We start from the raw sequence: 14,986 nt of genomic DNA, 5'->3' as shown, positions 1-14,986 counted from the left end.
GTGGGCATCCCGATCGACCAGACCTGGCTGGAAGTCCTGCTCCTGGCGAGTGTCCGGATGACCGCGTTCCTGGTGGTGGCACCGCCGTTCGCGCACGCGGCCTTCCCCGCGCGGATCAAGGCGATGCTGGGCGTGGGCCTCGGCCTGGCCGTCACCAGCCGCGTCTCCGGCGGCTACACCGCCAAGGACACCGCGGGGTTCTTCACCGCCGTGGTCCTGGAACTGGCCACCGGTCTGGTCCTGGGCTTCCTGGTGCTGCTGGTCTTCGCCGCCGTGCAGTCCGCCGGCAGCCTGATCGACCTCTTCAGCGGCTTCCAGATGGCCCAGGCGTTCGACCCGCAGATGATGGTCAACGGCGCGCAGTTCACCCGCCTGCTGCAGATGGCTGCCCTGGCCCTGCTCTTCGCCTCCGACGGCTACCAGCTGGTCATCGCCGGACTCACCGGCAGCTTCACGGCGCTGCCCCTGGCCGGCGGCCTCGACCTCGCCCAGCCCGTCCAGGCCATGACCTCCGCCGTGACCGGGATGTTCCTGGCCGCGGTGCAGATTGCCGGGCCCCTGCTGGTGGTGCTGTTCCTCGCCGACGTCGGGCTGGGCCTCCTGACCCGTGTGGCGCCGGCGCTGAACGCGTTCTCGCTGGGCTTCCCGCTGAAGATCATGCTCACCCTCTCGCTGGCCGCCTTCCTGTTCCTGGCGCTGCCGCGGATCGTGTCCACCCTGGCCGGCCAGGCCGCCAAGACGGTGCTGGGGGTGGGCTGATGGCTGATTCACAGGAAAAAACCGAGCAAGCCACCGACAAACGGATGCGGGAGGTCCGGTCCAAGGGCCAGCTCTCCCGCTCACAGGACCTCACCGCCTGGCTGGCCGTCGGCGCGGCCGCCGTGATGATCCCCGCCACCATCCAGAGCGGCGCCAACTCCGCCGTGGACCAGATCTTCAGCGTCCGGTCCGTCATGGCGGACCCGGACCCGGCGAAGGCCCTCAAGGCCCTCACCGACGGACTCGGCTCCGTCACCGGCATCATCACCCCGATGCTGGTGGTGGTGTTCCTTGCGGTGCTGATCGGCTCCGCCCTCCAGGGCGGCATCCACGTCAAAAAGTTCCGTCTCGACTTCGAGAACTTCAACCTGCTCAACGGGCTCAAGCGCAGCTTCGGCACCCAGGCACTCTGGGGCGGGGCGAAGGCACTGCTCAAGGTCGCCGTCGTCGGGCTGGTGCTCTACTCCGTCGTGCAGGGGCTGATCCCGGTCCTGCTGACCGCGGGCGGGCTGCCGGTCTCCGGCGTCGTCGCGGCGGCCGGCGGCGGCGTCGCCTCCCTGGTGCAGTTCGCGGTCTTCGCCGGCATCGGCCTCGCGGCGGTGGACTTCTTCGTGGTCATGCGCCGGAACCGCAAGAAGACCCGTATGTCCAAGAAGGAAGTCCAGGACGAGAACAAGAGCAGCGAAGGCGACCCGCTGATCCGCTCCCAGCGCCGGGCACGGCAGCTGGCGATGAGCCGGAACCGCATGATCGCCGCGATCAGCGACGCCGACGTCGTCCTCGTCAACCCCACGCACGTCGCCGTCGCGCTCAAGTACGAGCCGGGCAAGTCCGCCCCGCGCGTGGTGGCCAAAGGCGCCGGCCACGTCGCGGCCCGCATCCGCCAGGAAGCGGAGGACAAGCGGGTGCCGATGGTGCAGGACATCCCGCTGGCCCGGGCGCTGCACGGCGCCTGCGAACTGGGCCAGGAAATCCCGGTCGATTTCTACCACGCCGTTGCCGGCGTCCTGGCCTTCGTCATGTCTCTCAAGGCCCGTGGCTCCGCCGCCGGGCTGCACCGGATGGCGGGAGCCACACTATGAACCCTCGTTGCTGCGCACGCCCCAGTGAAAGGACCGCGTCATGAACAACAGGCTCGCCCGGCTGGCGGTGCCCATCGGCATCGTCGGCATCGTGCTCCTGCTGGTGGTCCCGGTCCCGGCACCGCTGCTCGACTTCCTGATCGTCTGCAACATCCTGCTGGCGCTGCTGGTGCTGCTGACCAGCATGTTCGTGAAGAAGCCGCTGGACTTCTCCGTCTTCCCCTCGCTGCTGCTGGTGGCCACCCTGTTCCGGCTGGGCCTGAACGTGGCCTCCACCCGCCTGGTGCTGGGCAACGGCTACGCCGGCCAGGTCATCGAGGCGTTCGGCAAGGTCACCGTGGGCGGGTCCATGATCATCGGCGCCGTCGTCTTCCTGATCCTCGTGGTCATCCAGTTCGTCGTCGTCACCAAGGGCGCCGAGCGCGTCGCCGAGGTGGGCGCCCGCTTCACCCTCGACGCGATGCCCGGCAAGCAGATGGCCATCGACGCCGACCTCAACGGCGGCCTGATCACGGACACCCAGGCCCGCGCCCGCCGCGCCGAAGTCTCCGCCGAAGCCGACTTCTACGGCGCCATGGACGGTGCCTCCAAGTTCGTCAAGGGCGACGCGATCGCCGGCATCATCATCATCATCATCAACTTCGTCGGCGGCATCGCCATCGGCATGCTGCAGCGCGGCCAGCAGATCGGCGACGCGCTGGGCACCTACGGCCTGCTGACCATGGGCGACGGCCTGGTCACCCAGATCCCCGCCCTGCTGATGGCGGTCTCCACCGGCATGATCGTGACCCGGTCCAACGCCGAGGCGGACATGGGCCGGACGGCCTCGACCCAGCTGCTGCAGTCCCCGAACGCGCTGATGATCGCCGGCGTGGCCGCGATGGCCATGGCACTGATCCCCGGCATGCCGCCGCTGCCGTTCATCCTGGTGGGCGCCGGCCTGGTCCTGGCCTCGCGCCGCACCGTCGCCGCCCAGCGGCAGGCCGCCCAGGACAGCGAGGCCGAGGCCGCCGCCCTGGGCGCCCCCCAGCAGGACCCGAACGAGAAGCTGCTCGAGGAGATGCGGATCCACCCGGTGGAGATCCTGCTCGCCCCGGACCTGGTGGACATGGTCTCCGGCGCTTCCGACGACCTGCTGGCCAGGGTCCGGTCCCTCCGGCACAAGATCGCCATGGACCTGGGCCTGGTCATCCCGCCGGTGCGGACCCGCGACAGCGTGGACCTGCCGCCGGCCACCTACGCCATCCGCATCGCCGGCGTGGAGGCCGGGAGGGGCAGTGCCCCGGCCGGGCAGATGCTGGCCCTGGGCGACTCCCTGGAGTCCCTGCCGGGGGTGGCGATGATCGAACCGGTCTTCGGCCTGGCCGGGAAGTGGATCCCCGCCGAGATGCGGCACAACGCGGAAATGACCGGCGCCACCGTGATCGACCGCGTCTCCGTCCTGGTCACCCACCTGTCCTCGATCGTCACGGCCAACGCCGCCCGGCTGCTGTCCCGCGAAGACGTCCGGGTCCTCACCGAGGGCGTGCGGAAGCAGAGCCCGTCCGCCGTCGAGGAACTTACTCCCGCGCTGCTCTCCCTCGCCGAACTGCAGCGGGTCCTGCAGGGCCTGCTGGACGAGCAGGTCCCGATCAACGACCTCGCCCGGATCTACGAGGCGCTCACGCTCCGCGCCAAGGTCTCCACCGATCCGGAGTCCCTCGTGGAGGCGGCCCGCCAGTCCCTGGGCCCGGCGCTTACCGCCCGGTTCATGGACGGACCGGTGCTCAACGTGATCATGATCGACCCGCTGCTGGAGCAGTCCATGCTGGAGGACATGCGCCCGGCCGAGGGCGGCAGCCAGATCGTCATGGGCCAGGACCGCCTCGACGCCGTGCTCCGCTCGGTCCAGAACGCCATGGACTCCGCGGCGGCCGCCAACCGACAGCCCGTGCTGGTCTGCGCACCCGCCCTGCGCCCGGCCATCCACCGGCTGATGGGTGCCCAGCCCGGGTCCCTCCCGGTGCTCTCCTACCGGGAGGTCACCTCCGCCAATGTCCGGATCGAGACCGTAGGAGTCGTGCGCCATGCCGAACCGCTATCGGCTTAAGGGGGCCTCGCTCGAGGAAATCCAGGCTAAGGCCCGGGCCCAGTACGGCCCCGCGGCGCGGATCGTCTCGGCCGAACGCGTCATCAGCCCGGGCATCGCGGGCATGTTCGCGGCCAACCGCTACGAGGCGGTGGTCGAGTTGCAGCCCCGGCACGACGTCGTCACCGGTGAGGTGGTGCCCGACGCCGACGTGTTGAACGCCGACGGCGACGGCGCGCCGGCCGCCACCGTCGACAGTGTCCCGGCGGCCCCGGCCCCGGCGTCCGATCCGTCCTCGGCGCCTGACTCGTCCTCGCCGTCGGTGCCGGCCGCTCCGTCCGTGCCGGGCGCCCCGGCCGCTGCACCTCAACCGGCGTCGACGGCGCCGAGCGCGTCCCCGGCAGCCCCGGCTGCCGAGGAGCCCGGCCGCAAGTCCCGCCGCAAGGCCGCCAAGGCGGCCAAGTCCGGCCGGGCAGCGAAGACTGAGCCCGCCGCTTCCGCCACGCCGGCGCCGCCGGCGGGCGCCGCCGGGGGAGCCGCCCCGGGGCCCGCCGCTTCTGCTACCGCCCCCGGCGAGCAGGCCCGGGTATCCGCCCCCGGCCATGCCCTGCAGGGCGGCGCCATCGCGGCCCTGCTGGCCGAGGCAGATGCCGCCGAGATGACCATGCACAGGCCGGCACAGCCGGCACTGTCCACGGAGACGCCCGGCTTCGCCGAATTGCTGAATCAGCTCGGCTCCGGGCTGCAACCGCCGTCGGCCGCCGCCGCTCCGGCACCCGCGCGGGCGCCGCAGCCCGCCGGCGCGCCGTCCGGCGCACCCGCGGGAACCGCACCCGGCGCCGCGGCAGCCGGTGCCCGCACCGCCGCCGTGAGCCTGCTCGGGCCCGCCGAACCAGCCGAAAGCGCTCGCCGCACCGAGGAACGGTCCGAGGCGCCTGCGGCTCCCAAACGCATCCCGGCTCCGGTTCCACTGCGCGGCACCGGAGACCTGGTGGTTCTGGTGGGCCTGGGCGACGACCCGCTCGACACGGCCCTGGACATGTCCATCGCCGCGGGCGGCGCGGACGTGCGCACCGCGGGCGAGCTCAGCGCCTACGGCCACCTGCACCTGGACGGGCGCCAAAGCGCGACGGCGGCCCGCGCCCACGCCGTGGAAACCGAACAAACGGTCATTGCGGCCTTCGGCCTCGGCAAGGGCCGGCACGCGCTGGCGCGGCTCCAGGCCCTCGCGGCCCTTTCCCCGGACCAGGTCTGGGTGGTGGTGGATGCCGGCCGGAAAACCGCGGACACCGCCCGCTGGATCAACCTGGTCCGGTCGCGGCTGGAGATCGACGCCATGGCCGTCGTTGGCGCCGCCTACACTTCCTCGCCGGAGACCGTCGAGGCACTGAACATCGCGGTGGGATGGATCGACGGGAAGCCGGCCGGTCACCCGCTTCCATGGGCCGCCGCAGACGGCAGCGAAGGGTAGATTGAGAGCATGCTGGTACTCACACGCAAGCCGGGCGAACAGATCATGATCGGCGACGGCATCGTCATCACTGTTCTGGAGGGCCGCGGCGACGGCGTCCGGATCGGCATCGAGGCACCCCGCGGTGTCCCGATCCAGCGCCGTGAGGTCATCGAGGCGATCGCCGCGGCGAACCTCGCGGCCGCCCAAGCGGGAGCCGACGACGGGTCCGGCACCGAGGACGCGCTGCGCGGCCTGCTCGCGCCGGCTCCCGCGGCCACCACGGCGGTTCCGTCCGCACCGGTCCCCGCCGCACCGGTACAGCCCAACCCCACCACACCGGCACCCGACGCCGAACCCGTTGCCGGAGCCAACGGCTAGAGCGAGTTCGCGTCGTCCCCGAGGTACTGGGCCATCAGCGGCTGTGCGGCGCGCCGGGTGATGGTCAGGGCACGTTCGATGTTGGCGGCCAGCGTCAGCTGGTCGAGCATCGCCTCGGAGCTCGCGGCCGCCGGCGGTTCAAGCCCCAGGAGAGCAGTTTCGTTAGTGGCGGAGGCGGCGGCGAGCCGCCGGAGCAGGGCCCGCAACCCGTCGAGGTGATCTTGCAGGACCGCGGGCCACGCGCCGGGCGGCGCGGCGGCGATCAGCTCTACTAAGGTGGCCTGCGCCGGGAGGCCCCACTCACCGGCGACGGCCGCGGATTCGACGTTGCGGGCCAGCGCCTCGAAGCGGAGCCGGTCCAGCACGGCTTCGATTTCGGACGAGGTGAAATTCAGCCAGGCGAGGTTGCCGGCGGCCAGATGGAGGCGCTGCGTTTCGAGCCGGAACAACAGCAGCTCAAGCTGCCGGCGTTCCTGCCACAGCGCCGCCGAAAGATCCCCCGCACCCATGGGCCCCATTCCCTTGCCATCCCGGCCGTATGACGGCTTTCCGCATTTTCGGCCAAGCTTTTTCCTGAGGGTACACGCAGATTCCGGATCAGGTGATAGGTTTCGATCTGGGTGCTGCACCCGACCGTCGAAGACCGACTCCCATGGGGGGAGCACGGGGCCGTTTGGGGATGCGGCTTCCGCTGTTTTACAGCTCCTGAACCGGTCTCATGGGGGGACACACTATTGAATCGCGTGGAACGCAACGAGATGGTCACTCAGCACCTTCCGCTGGTTGGCTACCTCGTCTCAGATTTGTGCTCGAAGGCGTCCCACCTCTCGCGCGATGACCTGGCGTCGGCTGGTGCCGTAGCCCTGATTACCTCGGCCGATTCCTTCGACCCCGAGCTCGGGGTTCCCTTCGGCGCGTTCGCCCGCCGCCGCATCCTCGGCGCATTTGCCGACGAGATGCGTGCCTCTGACTGGGCGACGCGCTCGGCACGCCGCCGGATCAAAGAGACCATGTCGGTTCAGGAGACCCTGGCCTCCGCCCTCGGACGGACCCCCACCGTCGACGAGATCGCCGCGGCCCTCGGTGTCCAGCAAAGCGTCGTGGAGGCAGCGCTCGCGGATGCCTCGCGCACCCTCACCCCGCTGGACGACGCCGTCGTCGATACCCTGGCCGCCGAAACGCTGTCTCCGGAGAGCTCGGTCCTGGCCGACGAGCGGCTCCAATACCTGCGCGCCGCCGTGAAGTCGCTGCCCGAGCGGATGCGCTACGTGGTGGAGGAGATCTACTTCGGCGACCGGACCGTCAAGGACCTCGCCGCGGAACTCGGCTCCACCCACGCCGCGGTATCCCAGCAGCGCGCCGAAGCCATCCGGCTGATGCGCGACGGTCTCACCGCGCACTACGCCGACGACCCGGACCGCGGCTTCGAGCCCGAATCCCGGATCACGCCGCGGCGCCGCAACGACTACCTGGCCCAGCTGTCCGAGGCCACCGCCGGCGGGATCACGCGGGCGATATTCCCGCAGGGACCCGCGCTGAATCAGGCCGTTTAGACCCCGAATCCAGCTTAGTAAGTTCACTTACTAAGCTTATCGTGAAAACCCTCCCTGCCGTCTCCTGCCTGCGGTAGCGTCTGTGGCATCAGCCCGTCCAGACGCTCCACCAAGGAGGATTCATGAAAGCAACACCCACCCTCGCAGGAAATATGCAGGCCGTGCTCGTGGACCTGATCGAACTCCACGTCCAGGGCAAGCAGGCGCACTGGAACATCGTCGGCACCAACTTCCGCGACCTGCACCTGCAGCTCGACGAGATCATCGACGCCGCCCGCACCTTCGCGGACGAGATGGCCGAGCGCATGCGGGCCCTGCACGCCCTCCCGGACGGCCGCAGCTCGACGGTGTCGAAGACCACCGCCCTGCCCGAGTTTCCCACCGGCCTGATCAATACCAAGGACGCGATCGAGAAGATCGTGGCCGCGCTGGAGGCCGCCGTCGGCACCATGCGCAAGGTGCACGACGAAGTGGACGAGGAGGACCCCACCACCGCGGACCTGCTGCACGCCTTCATCGCCAAGCTCGAGCAGTTCGCCTGGCTGGTCAACGCCGAAACCATGCGGGCCACGGCCTCCGTCGCGACGCCGGACGCCGGCAAGTAAACCGAAGGACACAGAGCAGCGTCCGACGCCGGGAGTCCCGGCGTCGGACGCTGCCGTTTTTGGGCCGGTGCAGGGCCGCTGGTGTCCCTTTGGGGCGCCCGAATCAGTGGGCGTGAGTCAATGGACCCGAGTCAGTGGGCCCGGCTCAGTGCGCCCGCGGCACCCGGCGGAGGACGACGGCGGCCAGCACCGCGGCGCCGGCCATCAGGATGAGCGCAATCGCCGCGGTGATGTGGACACCCGAATCGAACGCCGCGCGCGCGGCGGTCATCACGGCGTCTTCCAGGGGCCCGGGCAGCGTCCCGGCCAGCTCCGCCGCCCCGGCCAGGGTTTCCCGGGCCTGGCCCACGGCGGCCGGGTCGGCCTGGGGGAGGCCGGCCGGCAGGACCAGATTCCGTTGGTAGGACGCGGTCAGGATGGAGCCCAGCACGGCCGTGCCCAGCAGCGAGCCGACCTCGTACCCGGTCTCCGAGATCGCCGACGCGGCGCCCGACTTTGCGGCCGGGGCGGCGCCGAGGATCAGGTCGTTGGAGATCGTCTCGGCCGCCCCCACACCCAGGCACAGCACCAGGAGTGCCGCCAGCAGCATGGCGGGCCCGGAACTGTGGTCACCGAAGGCCACCAGTGCGTACCCGGCGGCGCTGAACAGCAGGCCGCCGGCGACGACGAGCCCGGGCCGGACCTTCCGCACCAGAGGGACCACCAGTAGCCCGGCCGCCACGGTCGCGGCCAGCGCGGGCACCATCGCCAGCCCGGACTCGGACGGTGTCTGTCCCTCCAGGAGCTGGAGGTGCTGGGCAAGGAAGAGGATGAAGCCGTTGTAGGAGAACAGCGCCAGGACGTTGGCCGTGATGGCCGTGCTGAACACGGGATTGCCGAACAGCCCCAGGTCCAGCAGGGGAGCGGTGGTTGCGCCCGCGGCAAGCCTGCGCTGCCGCCGGACAAAGGCGTACCCCATGACCAGTCCCGCGCCGAGGGCCGCCAGCGGCACCGGACCGGCGCCCTCCACGGCCAGCATCTTGATGCCATAGACGGCCGGCGCCATTGCCAGCATGGACAGCGTGATGCTGGGCAGATCCACCGGCCCGGGGTTCGGGTCGCGGGATTCCGGAATGAAGGCGGGGCCAAGGACCAGCAGCGGCACGATGATGGGAACTGCCATCAGCAGCACCGCGCCCCACCAGAGGTGCTCCACCAGCCAGCCGCCCAGGACCGGCCCCAGCGCCGCGCCGCCGGAGAAGCCCGCGGCCCAGATGGCCACCGCCAGGCGGCGCCGGTTCGGCTCCGGGAAGATGTTCCGGATCAGGGACAGCGTGGAGGGCATCAGCATGGCCCCGAAGAACCCCAGTGCCGCACGGCCGGCCACCAGCCACTCGGGGCCCGGGGCGAATGCCGTCGCTGCGGACACCGCCGCGAAGCCGGCGGCGCCGGTGAAGAGCAGCCGCCGGCGGCCGATCCGGTCCCCGAGGCTGCCCATCGCAACCAGCAGGCCGGCGAGCACCAGCGGGTACACATCGACCATCCAGAGCAGCTGGACGCCGGTGGCATTTAGGTCCCGGGCGATCGCGGGCAGTGCGAAGGTCAGTGCGGTGTTATCGACCGCCACCAGGAGGACCGGGAACATCAGCAGCGACAACGCCAGCCAGTCCCGCCACGGCGCCCGGGAGCGCGTCGCGGGATGCTCGGCATAAGGAAGCAAGGTCTTCATCCGAATAACTGTACCGTCTGGACGGTATAGTTAAGAAATCCGGCATCAAGCGGGCATGATGGGAGCCATGCCCAGGAAACCCGTCGCCCGCGAGGCCGTCCTCGACGCCTTCGAATCCCTGCTCATCGCCGAGGGGGAGCGGGCCGCCACCCTCGACGCGGTGGCAAAGCGGGCCGGGGTCTCCAAGGGCGGCTTGCTGTACCACTTCCCGAACAAGGAAGCCATGATCGCGGTCCTCCTGGAACGGCTGGACCGGCTGCTGGCCGAGGACCTGGCCGCCATGGCCGCGGCGCCGGAGGGCGCCGCCGCGTACTTCATTAGGTCTTCGGTCTGGGCTGATACCGCCCTGGACCGGGTCTTCGTCGCGGCCACCCGGCTCGCCGAGGTGGCGCACGCCGAGACCCTGCGCCGCATGGCCGGCGTGCAGGCCAGCTGGCTGGAACTGCTCGCCGCCGACGTCGGACCCGGAATGGCCAAGGCGGTGCTCTACATGGGGGACGGGCTGTATTTCAACGCCATGCTGGCCCGCAGCGCGGGTGCCACGCCCCTGGCGGTGGACGACGACGTCGAGAGCCTCCTCGCCGCCGTCGACCGCCTCCGCCCCTAAGGACGCTCCCTCACGTCCGGCACCTCCCCAGCGGTCGCTCCCTCACGTCCGGCGTCACTCCAGCGGACGCTCCCTCACGTCCGGTGCCTCTCCAGCGGACGCTCCCTCACGTCCCGCGCTCATTTGAGGGATGCACCCGCATGTCGGGTGAGCGGGCGGTCTGGAAATAACCTCCGAACCTGAGGGAGCGTCGTGGAAACGTGGACCGGAGGTGAGGGAGCGTCGCAGAAGATCGGGCTGAACCGGAGGGAGCGTTCCGGAAAAGTGGGCCGGGTATGAGGGAGGGCCGCAGGAAATCGCGCCGAAAGCGAGGGAGCGTCGGGCGGGGAGAAATGAAGTTTGCGGACGTGGGCTCCGGCATAGGACAATGAATGCTGTGACCATGGTCACGAGCAACTGAATATGCCTTTGATCTGCGGCGGGAGAGTCCTGCCAGTAGTACACGCAGGCGCCGTAGGAGCAAATCCTCCCCAGGAATCTCTCAGGCCCATGTACCGCCGCGGCGAGGCCACTCTGGAAAGCAGCGCGCCACAAGTCCCCCGGGATGCCGCGCTCACCGACGGTGCAAGCGGGACCCGCCAAAGGGTCGCGCGGAAACTCTCAGGTCCAATACAGAGCGGGGAGGAACCCGAATCACTGCGGCGTACCCTGCGCCGCCTTAGTTATGGAGTTCCTTGTGACCGTTACCTCAGCCTCCACGTCCTTCGTCGACAGGCATATCGGCGCCCGCCGCCAGGCCGACGTCGAGACCATGCTCAAGGCCGTCGGCTACGACACCGTCGACGCGCTCGTTGACACCGCCGTTCCCAAGGACATCCGTCAGGACTCCGGCCTGGCGCTGACCGCCGCGCTGAGCGAGGTGGAGGTCCTGGCCGAACTGCGCAAGCTCGCCGCCAAGAACAAGACCGCCGTGCAGATGATCGGCCAGGGCTACTACGACACCGTCACCCCCGCCGTGATCCGCCGCAACATCCTCGAGGCGCCCGCCTGGTACACGGCCTACACGCCGTACCAGCCCGAAATCTCCCAGGGCCGGCTCGAGGCCCTGCTGAACTTCCAGACCATGGTTCAGGACCTGGTGGGCCTGCCGATCGCCAACGCCTCGCTGCTGGACGAAGCCACCGCCGTCGCCGAGGCCGTGCTCATGATGCGCCGGGCCAACAAGAATAAGGACGCCCGCGACGGCAAAACCGTCATGGACGCCGACTGCCTCCCGCAGACCATCGCGATCGTCAAGGGCCGCGCCGAGGCCCTTGGCTTCGAGGTGGAAGTCGCCGACCTGTCCAAGGGTCTCCCGGAGGGCACCATCAACGGCATCGTGCTGCAGCAGCCCGGCGCCTCCGGCCGCGTCTTCGACCACTCCGCCGTCATCGCCGAGGCCAAGGAACGCGGCGCGCTCGTCACCGTCGCCGCTGACCTGCTGTCCCTGACCCTGATCACCCCTCCCGGTGAGCAGGGCGCCGACATCGCCGTCGGCTCCGCTCAGCGCTTCGGCGTCCCTTTGTTCTTCGGCGGCCCGCACGCGGCCTACATGGCCGTCCAGAAGGGCCTGGAGCGCTCCATGCCCGGCCGCCTGGTGGGCGTCTCCAAGGACTCCGCCGGCATCCCCGCCTACCGCCTGGCCCTGCAGACCCGCGAGCAGCACATCCGCCGCGAGAAGGCCACCTCCAACATCTGCACCGCGCAGGCGCTGCTGGCCATCGTCGCTTCGTTCTACGCCGTCTATCACGGCCCGGACGGGCTCAAGGCCATCGCCGAGACCACCCACGGCCACGCCCGGACCATCGCCGCATCGCTGAAGGCCGCCGGCCTGGACGTGCTGCACACCTCGTTCTTCGACACCGTCACCGTCTCGGTGCCGGGCAAGGCCGCCGAGATCATCGCCGCCGCGGACGCCAAAGGCATCAACCTGCGTTCCATCGACGCCGACACGGTCGGCATCTCCGCCGATGAGGCCACGACGGCGGCACACGTCGCCGACGTCGTCGCCGCCTTCGGTGCCACGGTCGTTGATTCCTTGGAGGGCTTCGCCCTGGACGCGGCCGTCGAACGCAGCTCCGATTACCTCCAGCACCCGGTCTTCAACACCCACCGCTCCGAGACCCAGCTGCTGCGCTACATCCGCCGCCTCTCGGACCGCGACCTGGCCCTGGACCGCACCATGATCCCGCTGGGCTCCTGCACCATGAAGCTGAACGCCACGGCCGAAATGGAGGCCATCTCCTGGCCGGAGTTCGCCTCCATCCACCCGTTTGCCCCGGAATCCCAGACCGCCGGCTGGCGCGAACTGATTGATGACCTCGAGGCCCAGCTGACCGAGATCACCGGCTACGACCAGGTCTCCATCCAGCCGAACGCCGGATCCCAAGGCGAGCTCGCCGGCCTGCTGGCCATCCGCGGCTACCACCTCTCCCGCGGCGACGAGCAGCGCAACGTCTGCCTCATCCCGGCCTCCGCGCACGGCACCAACGCCGCCTCCGCGGTGCTCGCCGGCATGAAGGTCGTCGTCGTCGCCACCGCCTCCGACGGCACCATCGACCACGCCGACCTGCAGGCCAAGATCGAGGAGCACAAGGACGCCCTGTCCTGCATCATGATCACCTACCCGTCCACGCACGGCGTGTACGACGCCGACGTCCGCGAGGTCTGCGACGCGATCCACGCCGCCGGCGGCCAGGTCTACATCGACGGCGCCAACCTCAACGCCCTCGTTGGCCTCGCCCAGCCGGGCCAGTTTGGCGGGGACGTCTCGCACCTGAACCTGCACAAAACCTTCTGCATCCCGCACGGCGGCGGCGGACCCGGCGTCGGCCCGGTCGCCGCCAAGGCCCACCTGGCACCGTTCATGCCCGGCAACGCCGCGGACCCGGCCAACGGCGCGGACGGCACCCCGATCTCCGCCTCCCGCTACGGCTCCGCCGGCGTCCTGCCGATCTCCTGGGCCTACGTGAAGCTCATGGGTGGCGAGGGCCTGACCGAGGCCACCAAGTCGGCGCTGCTCGCGGCCAACTACATCGCGGCGCGCCTGAACGACTCCTTCCCGGTGCTCTACACCGGCGAGGGCGGCCTGGTGGCGCACGAGTGCATCCTGGACCTGCGCGAACTCACCGCCAAGACCGGCGTCACCGCCGAGGACGTCGCCAAGCGCCTGATCGACTACGGCTTCCACGCCCCCACCCTGGCGTTCCCCGTGGCCGGAACCCTGATGGTCGAACCCACCGAATCCGAGGATCTCGGCGAGATCGACCGGTTCATCACCGCGATGATCGCCATCCGCGCCGAGATCGACCAGGTGGCCCACGGCGACTTCACCGTCGAGCACAGCCCGCTGCGCAACGCCCCGCACACCGCGGCCGCGGCCATCAGCACCGACTGGGACCGCTCCTACTCCCGCGAGCAGGCCGTCTTCCCGGTCCACACGCTCAAGCAGGACAAGTACTTCCCGCCCGTGGGCCGGATCGACGGCGCCGCCGGGGACCGCAACCTGATCTGCTCCTGCCCGCCGCTGTCCGAATTCGAAAACTGAGGCCACCGATGACTGAGAACTACACCGCCCTGTACGAAGAGCACAAGAAGCTCGGCGCCTCCTTCACCGACTTCGGCGGCTGGCAGATGCCGCTGAAGTACGGCTCCGAACTCGCCGAACACCACGCCGTCCGTGCCTCCGCGGGCCTGTTCGACCTCTCCCACATGGGCGAGGTCTGGGTCACCGGCCCCGACGCCGCGGCCTTCCTCGACTACGCCCTGGTGGGCAAGATCTCCGCTATGGCCGTCGGCAAGGCCAAGTACTCGCTGATCTGCAACGAGGACGGCGGCATCATCGACGACCTCATCACCTACCGCCGCCCGGCGGGGGCCGACGGTACGGACGCCTTCCTCGTGGTGCCCAACGCCGGCAACGCCAAGGTCGTCGCCGCGGCCCTGGCCGAGCGTGCGGGTTCTGCCCGGGATGGCGGCTTCGACGTCACGGTCCGGGATGCGTCCGCCGAGATCTCGTTGGTCGCGGTCCAGGGCCCCAAGGCCGAGGCCATCCTGCTGCGCCTGGTTCCCGCCGCCCAGCACGAACTGGTGACCGGCTTGAAGTACTACGCCGCCGTCGAGGTTCCCTTCATGGTCGCCGGCGCCGGCAAGGACCTGCTGCTCGCCCGTACCGGTTACACCGGCGAGGACGGCTTCGAGATCTTCGTGGACAACGACGACGCCGCCGCCCTCTGGCAGGCGCTGATCGCCATCGCCGAGGAGGGGGAACTGACTCCGGCCGGGCTCGCCTCCCGCGACTCCCTGCGGCTGGAGGCCGGCATGCCGCTCTACGGCAACGAACTCTCGCTCCAGGGCGATCCGTTCGCCGCGGGCCTCGGCCCCGTCGTCGCGCTCTCCAAGGAGGGCGACTTCGTCGGCAAGGCCGCGCTCGCCGCCAAGAAGGACGCGGGCGCCGGCACCACAACTGGCCGCCGCCTCGTCGGGCTTAAGGGCCTCGGCCGTCGGGCCGGACGCAGCCACTACCCGGTCCTCAAGGACGGCGCCGTCGTCGGCGAAGTCACCTCCGGCCAACCCTCACCCACCCTGGGCTACCCGGTGGCCATGGCCTACGTCGACGTCGCCTACACCGAACCCGGCACCACCCTGGACATCGACCTGCGCGGCAAGCCCGAACCGTTCGAGGTCGTCGCCCTGCCGTTCTATAAGCGCCAGAAGTAACACTCCGTGGGGCGCGCCCTTCGGGGGTGCGCCCCACGCGCTAGGCTTTTTACCCTCCGAACTTAGGAATTTTTC

The 14,986-nt window shown here is 70.0% G+C and carries 12 protein-coding genes and 1 riboswitch; of the genes, 10 read left to right on the top strand and 2 right to left on the bottom strand.

All coding sequences use genetic code 11. From position 1 onward, the window contains the following. Genes QWJ39_RS15350 through QWJ39_RS15330 form a run of 5 tightly spaced genes read left to right on the top strand, consistent with a single transcriptional unit; the run spans position 1 to position 5,740 of the window. Positions 1–759: a flagellar biosynthetic protein FliR gene (locus QWJ39_RS15350; RefSeq protein WP_290258739.1), complete on the top strand. Its 759-nt coding sequence runs from the start codon at positions 1–3 to the stop codon at positions 757–759. Beyond that, the gene (locus QWJ39_RS15345) at positions 759–1,841 is read left to right on the top strand and encodes an EscU/YscU/HrcU family type III secretion system export apparatus switch protein (protein WP_290258738.1); all 1,083 of its coding nucleotides are present in this window, start codon (positions 759–761) and stop codon (positions 1,839–1,841) included. Before QWJ39_RS15350 ends, QWJ39_RS15345 begins: the two co-directional genes overlap by 1 nt. A gap of 40 nt (positions 1,842–1,881) precedes the next feature. Next, a complete protein-coding gene (locus QWJ39_RS15340) occupies positions 1,882–3,930 on the top strand; it encodes a flagellar biosynthesis protein FlhA (RefSeq protein ID WP_290258737.1) in 2,049 nt (682 codons plus the stop codon). Next, complete coding sequence (locus QWJ39_RS15335; protein ID WP_290258736.1) at positions 3,908–5,380, top strand: hypothetical protein; 1,473 nt, start codon at positions 3,908–3,910, stop codon at positions 5,378–5,380. The genes QWJ39_RS15340 and QWJ39_RS15335 overlap by 23 nt, the downstream gene beginning before the upstream one ends. Before the next feature lie 9 nt (positions 5,381–5,389). Further along, positions 5,390–5,740 (top strand): carbon storage regulator, encoded by a 351-nt coding sequence (locus QWJ39_RS15330; protein ID WP_290258735.1) that lies wholly within the window; start codon positions 5,390–5,392, stop codon positions 5,738–5,740. Here the strand turns inward: QWJ39_RS15330 and flgN are convergent. Continuing rightward, the gene (gene flgN, locus QWJ39_RS15325) at positions 5,737–6,258 is read right to left on the bottom strand and encodes a flagellar export chaperone FlgN (protein ID WP_290258734.1); all 522 of its coding nucleotides are present in this window, start codon (positions 6,256–6,258) and stop codon (positions 5,737–5,739) included. The genes QWJ39_RS15330 and flgN overlap by 4 nt on opposite strands. A 216-nt stretch (positions 6,259–6,474) precedes the next feature. Here flgN and QWJ39_RS15320 point away from each other — a divergent pair, with 216 nt between their 5' ends. Both QWJ39_RS15320 and QWJ39_RS15315 read left to right on the top strand, forming a co-directional pair. Continuing rightward, a complete protein-coding gene (locus QWJ39_RS15320) occupies positions 6,475–7,293 on the top strand; it encodes a sigma-70 family RNA polymerase sigma factor (protein WP_290258733.1) in 819 nt (272 codons plus the stop codon). Between the two features lie 122 nt (positions 7,294–7,415). After that, positions 7,416–7,898 carry a DNA starvation/stationary phase protection protein gene (locus QWJ39_RS15315; protein WP_290258731.1) on the top strand — a complete coding sequence of 161 codons (483 nt, stop codon included), beginning with the start codon at positions 7,416–7,418 and terminating at the stop codon, positions 7,896–7,898. A 145-nt stretch (positions 7,899–8,043) separates the two neighbouring features. Here the strand turns inward: QWJ39_RS15315 and QWJ39_RS15310 are convergent, their stop codons facing one another. After that, positions 8,044–9,606, bottom strand: a complete 1,563-nt coding sequence (locus QWJ39_RS15310; RefSeq protein ID WP_290258730.1) for an MFS transporter — start codon at positions 9,604–9,606, stop codon at positions 8,044–8,046. Between the two features lie 67 nt (positions 9,607–9,673). On the opposite strand from QWJ39_RS15310, the gene QWJ39_RS15305 reads away from it, so the two are divergent. The 3 genes from QWJ39_RS15305 to gcvT all read left to right on the top strand — a co-directional run bounded on the left by QWJ39_RS15305 (position 9,674) and on the right by gcvT (position 14,911). Beyond that, entirely contained in the window at positions 9,674–10,213 is a 540-nt protein-coding gene (locus QWJ39_RS15305; protein WP_290258729.1) for a TetR/AcrR family transcriptional regulator, read from the top strand. Positions 10,214–10,622: 409 nt separating this feature from the next. Then, a riboswitch (glycine riboswitch) is annotated at positions 10,623–10,720 on the top strand. A gap of 169 nt (positions 10,721–10,889) precedes the next feature. After that, entirely contained in the window at positions 10,890–13,739 is a 2,850-nt protein-coding gene (gcvP, locus tag QWJ39_RS15300) for an aminomethyl-transferring glycine dehydrogenase (RefSeq protein WP_290258728.1), read from the top strand. Positions 13,740–13,747: 8 nt separating this feature from the next. Next, positions 13,748–14,911 (top strand): glycine cleavage system aminomethyltransferase GcvT, encoded by a 1,164-nt coding sequence (gene gcvT / locus QWJ39_RS15295; protein ID WP_290258727.1) that lies wholly within the window; start codon positions 13,748–13,750, stop codon positions 14,909–14,911. Positions 14,912–14,986: the final 75 nt, after the last annotated feature.

This window comes from Arthrobacter sp. YD4, assembly GCF_030410515.1.
Lineage (GTDB): Bacteria > Actinomycetota > Actinomycetes > Actinomycetales > Micrococcaceae > Arthrobacter.
The sequence above is the reverse complement of the archived record's forward strand: the minus strand, read 5'-3'. Positions and strand labels throughout refer to the sequence as shown.

Bases quoted from the DNA above. Each gene is read 5' to 3' on its own strand.
- QWJ39_RS15345 (WP_290258738.1), top strand. From the start codon at position 759: ATGGCTGATTCACAGGAAAAAACCGAGCAAGCCACCGACAAACGGATG.
- QWJ39_RS15340 (WP_290258737.1), top strand. From the start codon at position 1,882: ATGAACAACAGGCTCGCCCGGCTGGCGGTGCCCATCGGCATCGTCGGC.
- QWJ39_RS15335 (WP_290258736.1), top strand. From the start codon at position 3,908: ATGCCGAACCGCTATCGGCTTAAGGGGGCCTCGCTCGAGGAAATCCAG.
- QWJ39_RS15330 (WP_290258735.1), top strand. From the start codon at position 5,390: ATGCTGGTACTCACACGCAAGCCGGGCGAACAGATCATGATCGGCGAC.
- flgN (WP_290258734.1), bottom strand. From the start codon at position 6,258: ATGGGGCCCATGGGTGCGGGGGATCTTTCGGCGGCGCTGTGGCAGGAA.
- QWJ39_RS15315 (WP_290258731.1), top strand. From the start codon at position 7,416: ATGAAAGCAACACCCACCCTCGCAGGAAATATGCAGGCCGTGCTCGTG.
- QWJ39_RS15310 (WP_290258730.1), bottom strand. From the start codon at position 9,606: ATGAAGACCTTGCTTCCTTATGCCGAGCATCCCGCGACGCGCTCCCGG.
- QWJ39_RS15305 (WP_290258729.1), top strand. From the start codon at position 9,674: ATGCCCAGGAAACCCGTCGCCCGCGAGGCCGTCCTCGACGCCTTCGAA.
- gcvT (WP_290258727.1), top strand. From the start codon at position 13,748: ATGACTGAGAACTACACCGCCCTGTACGAAGAGCACAAGAAGCTCGGC.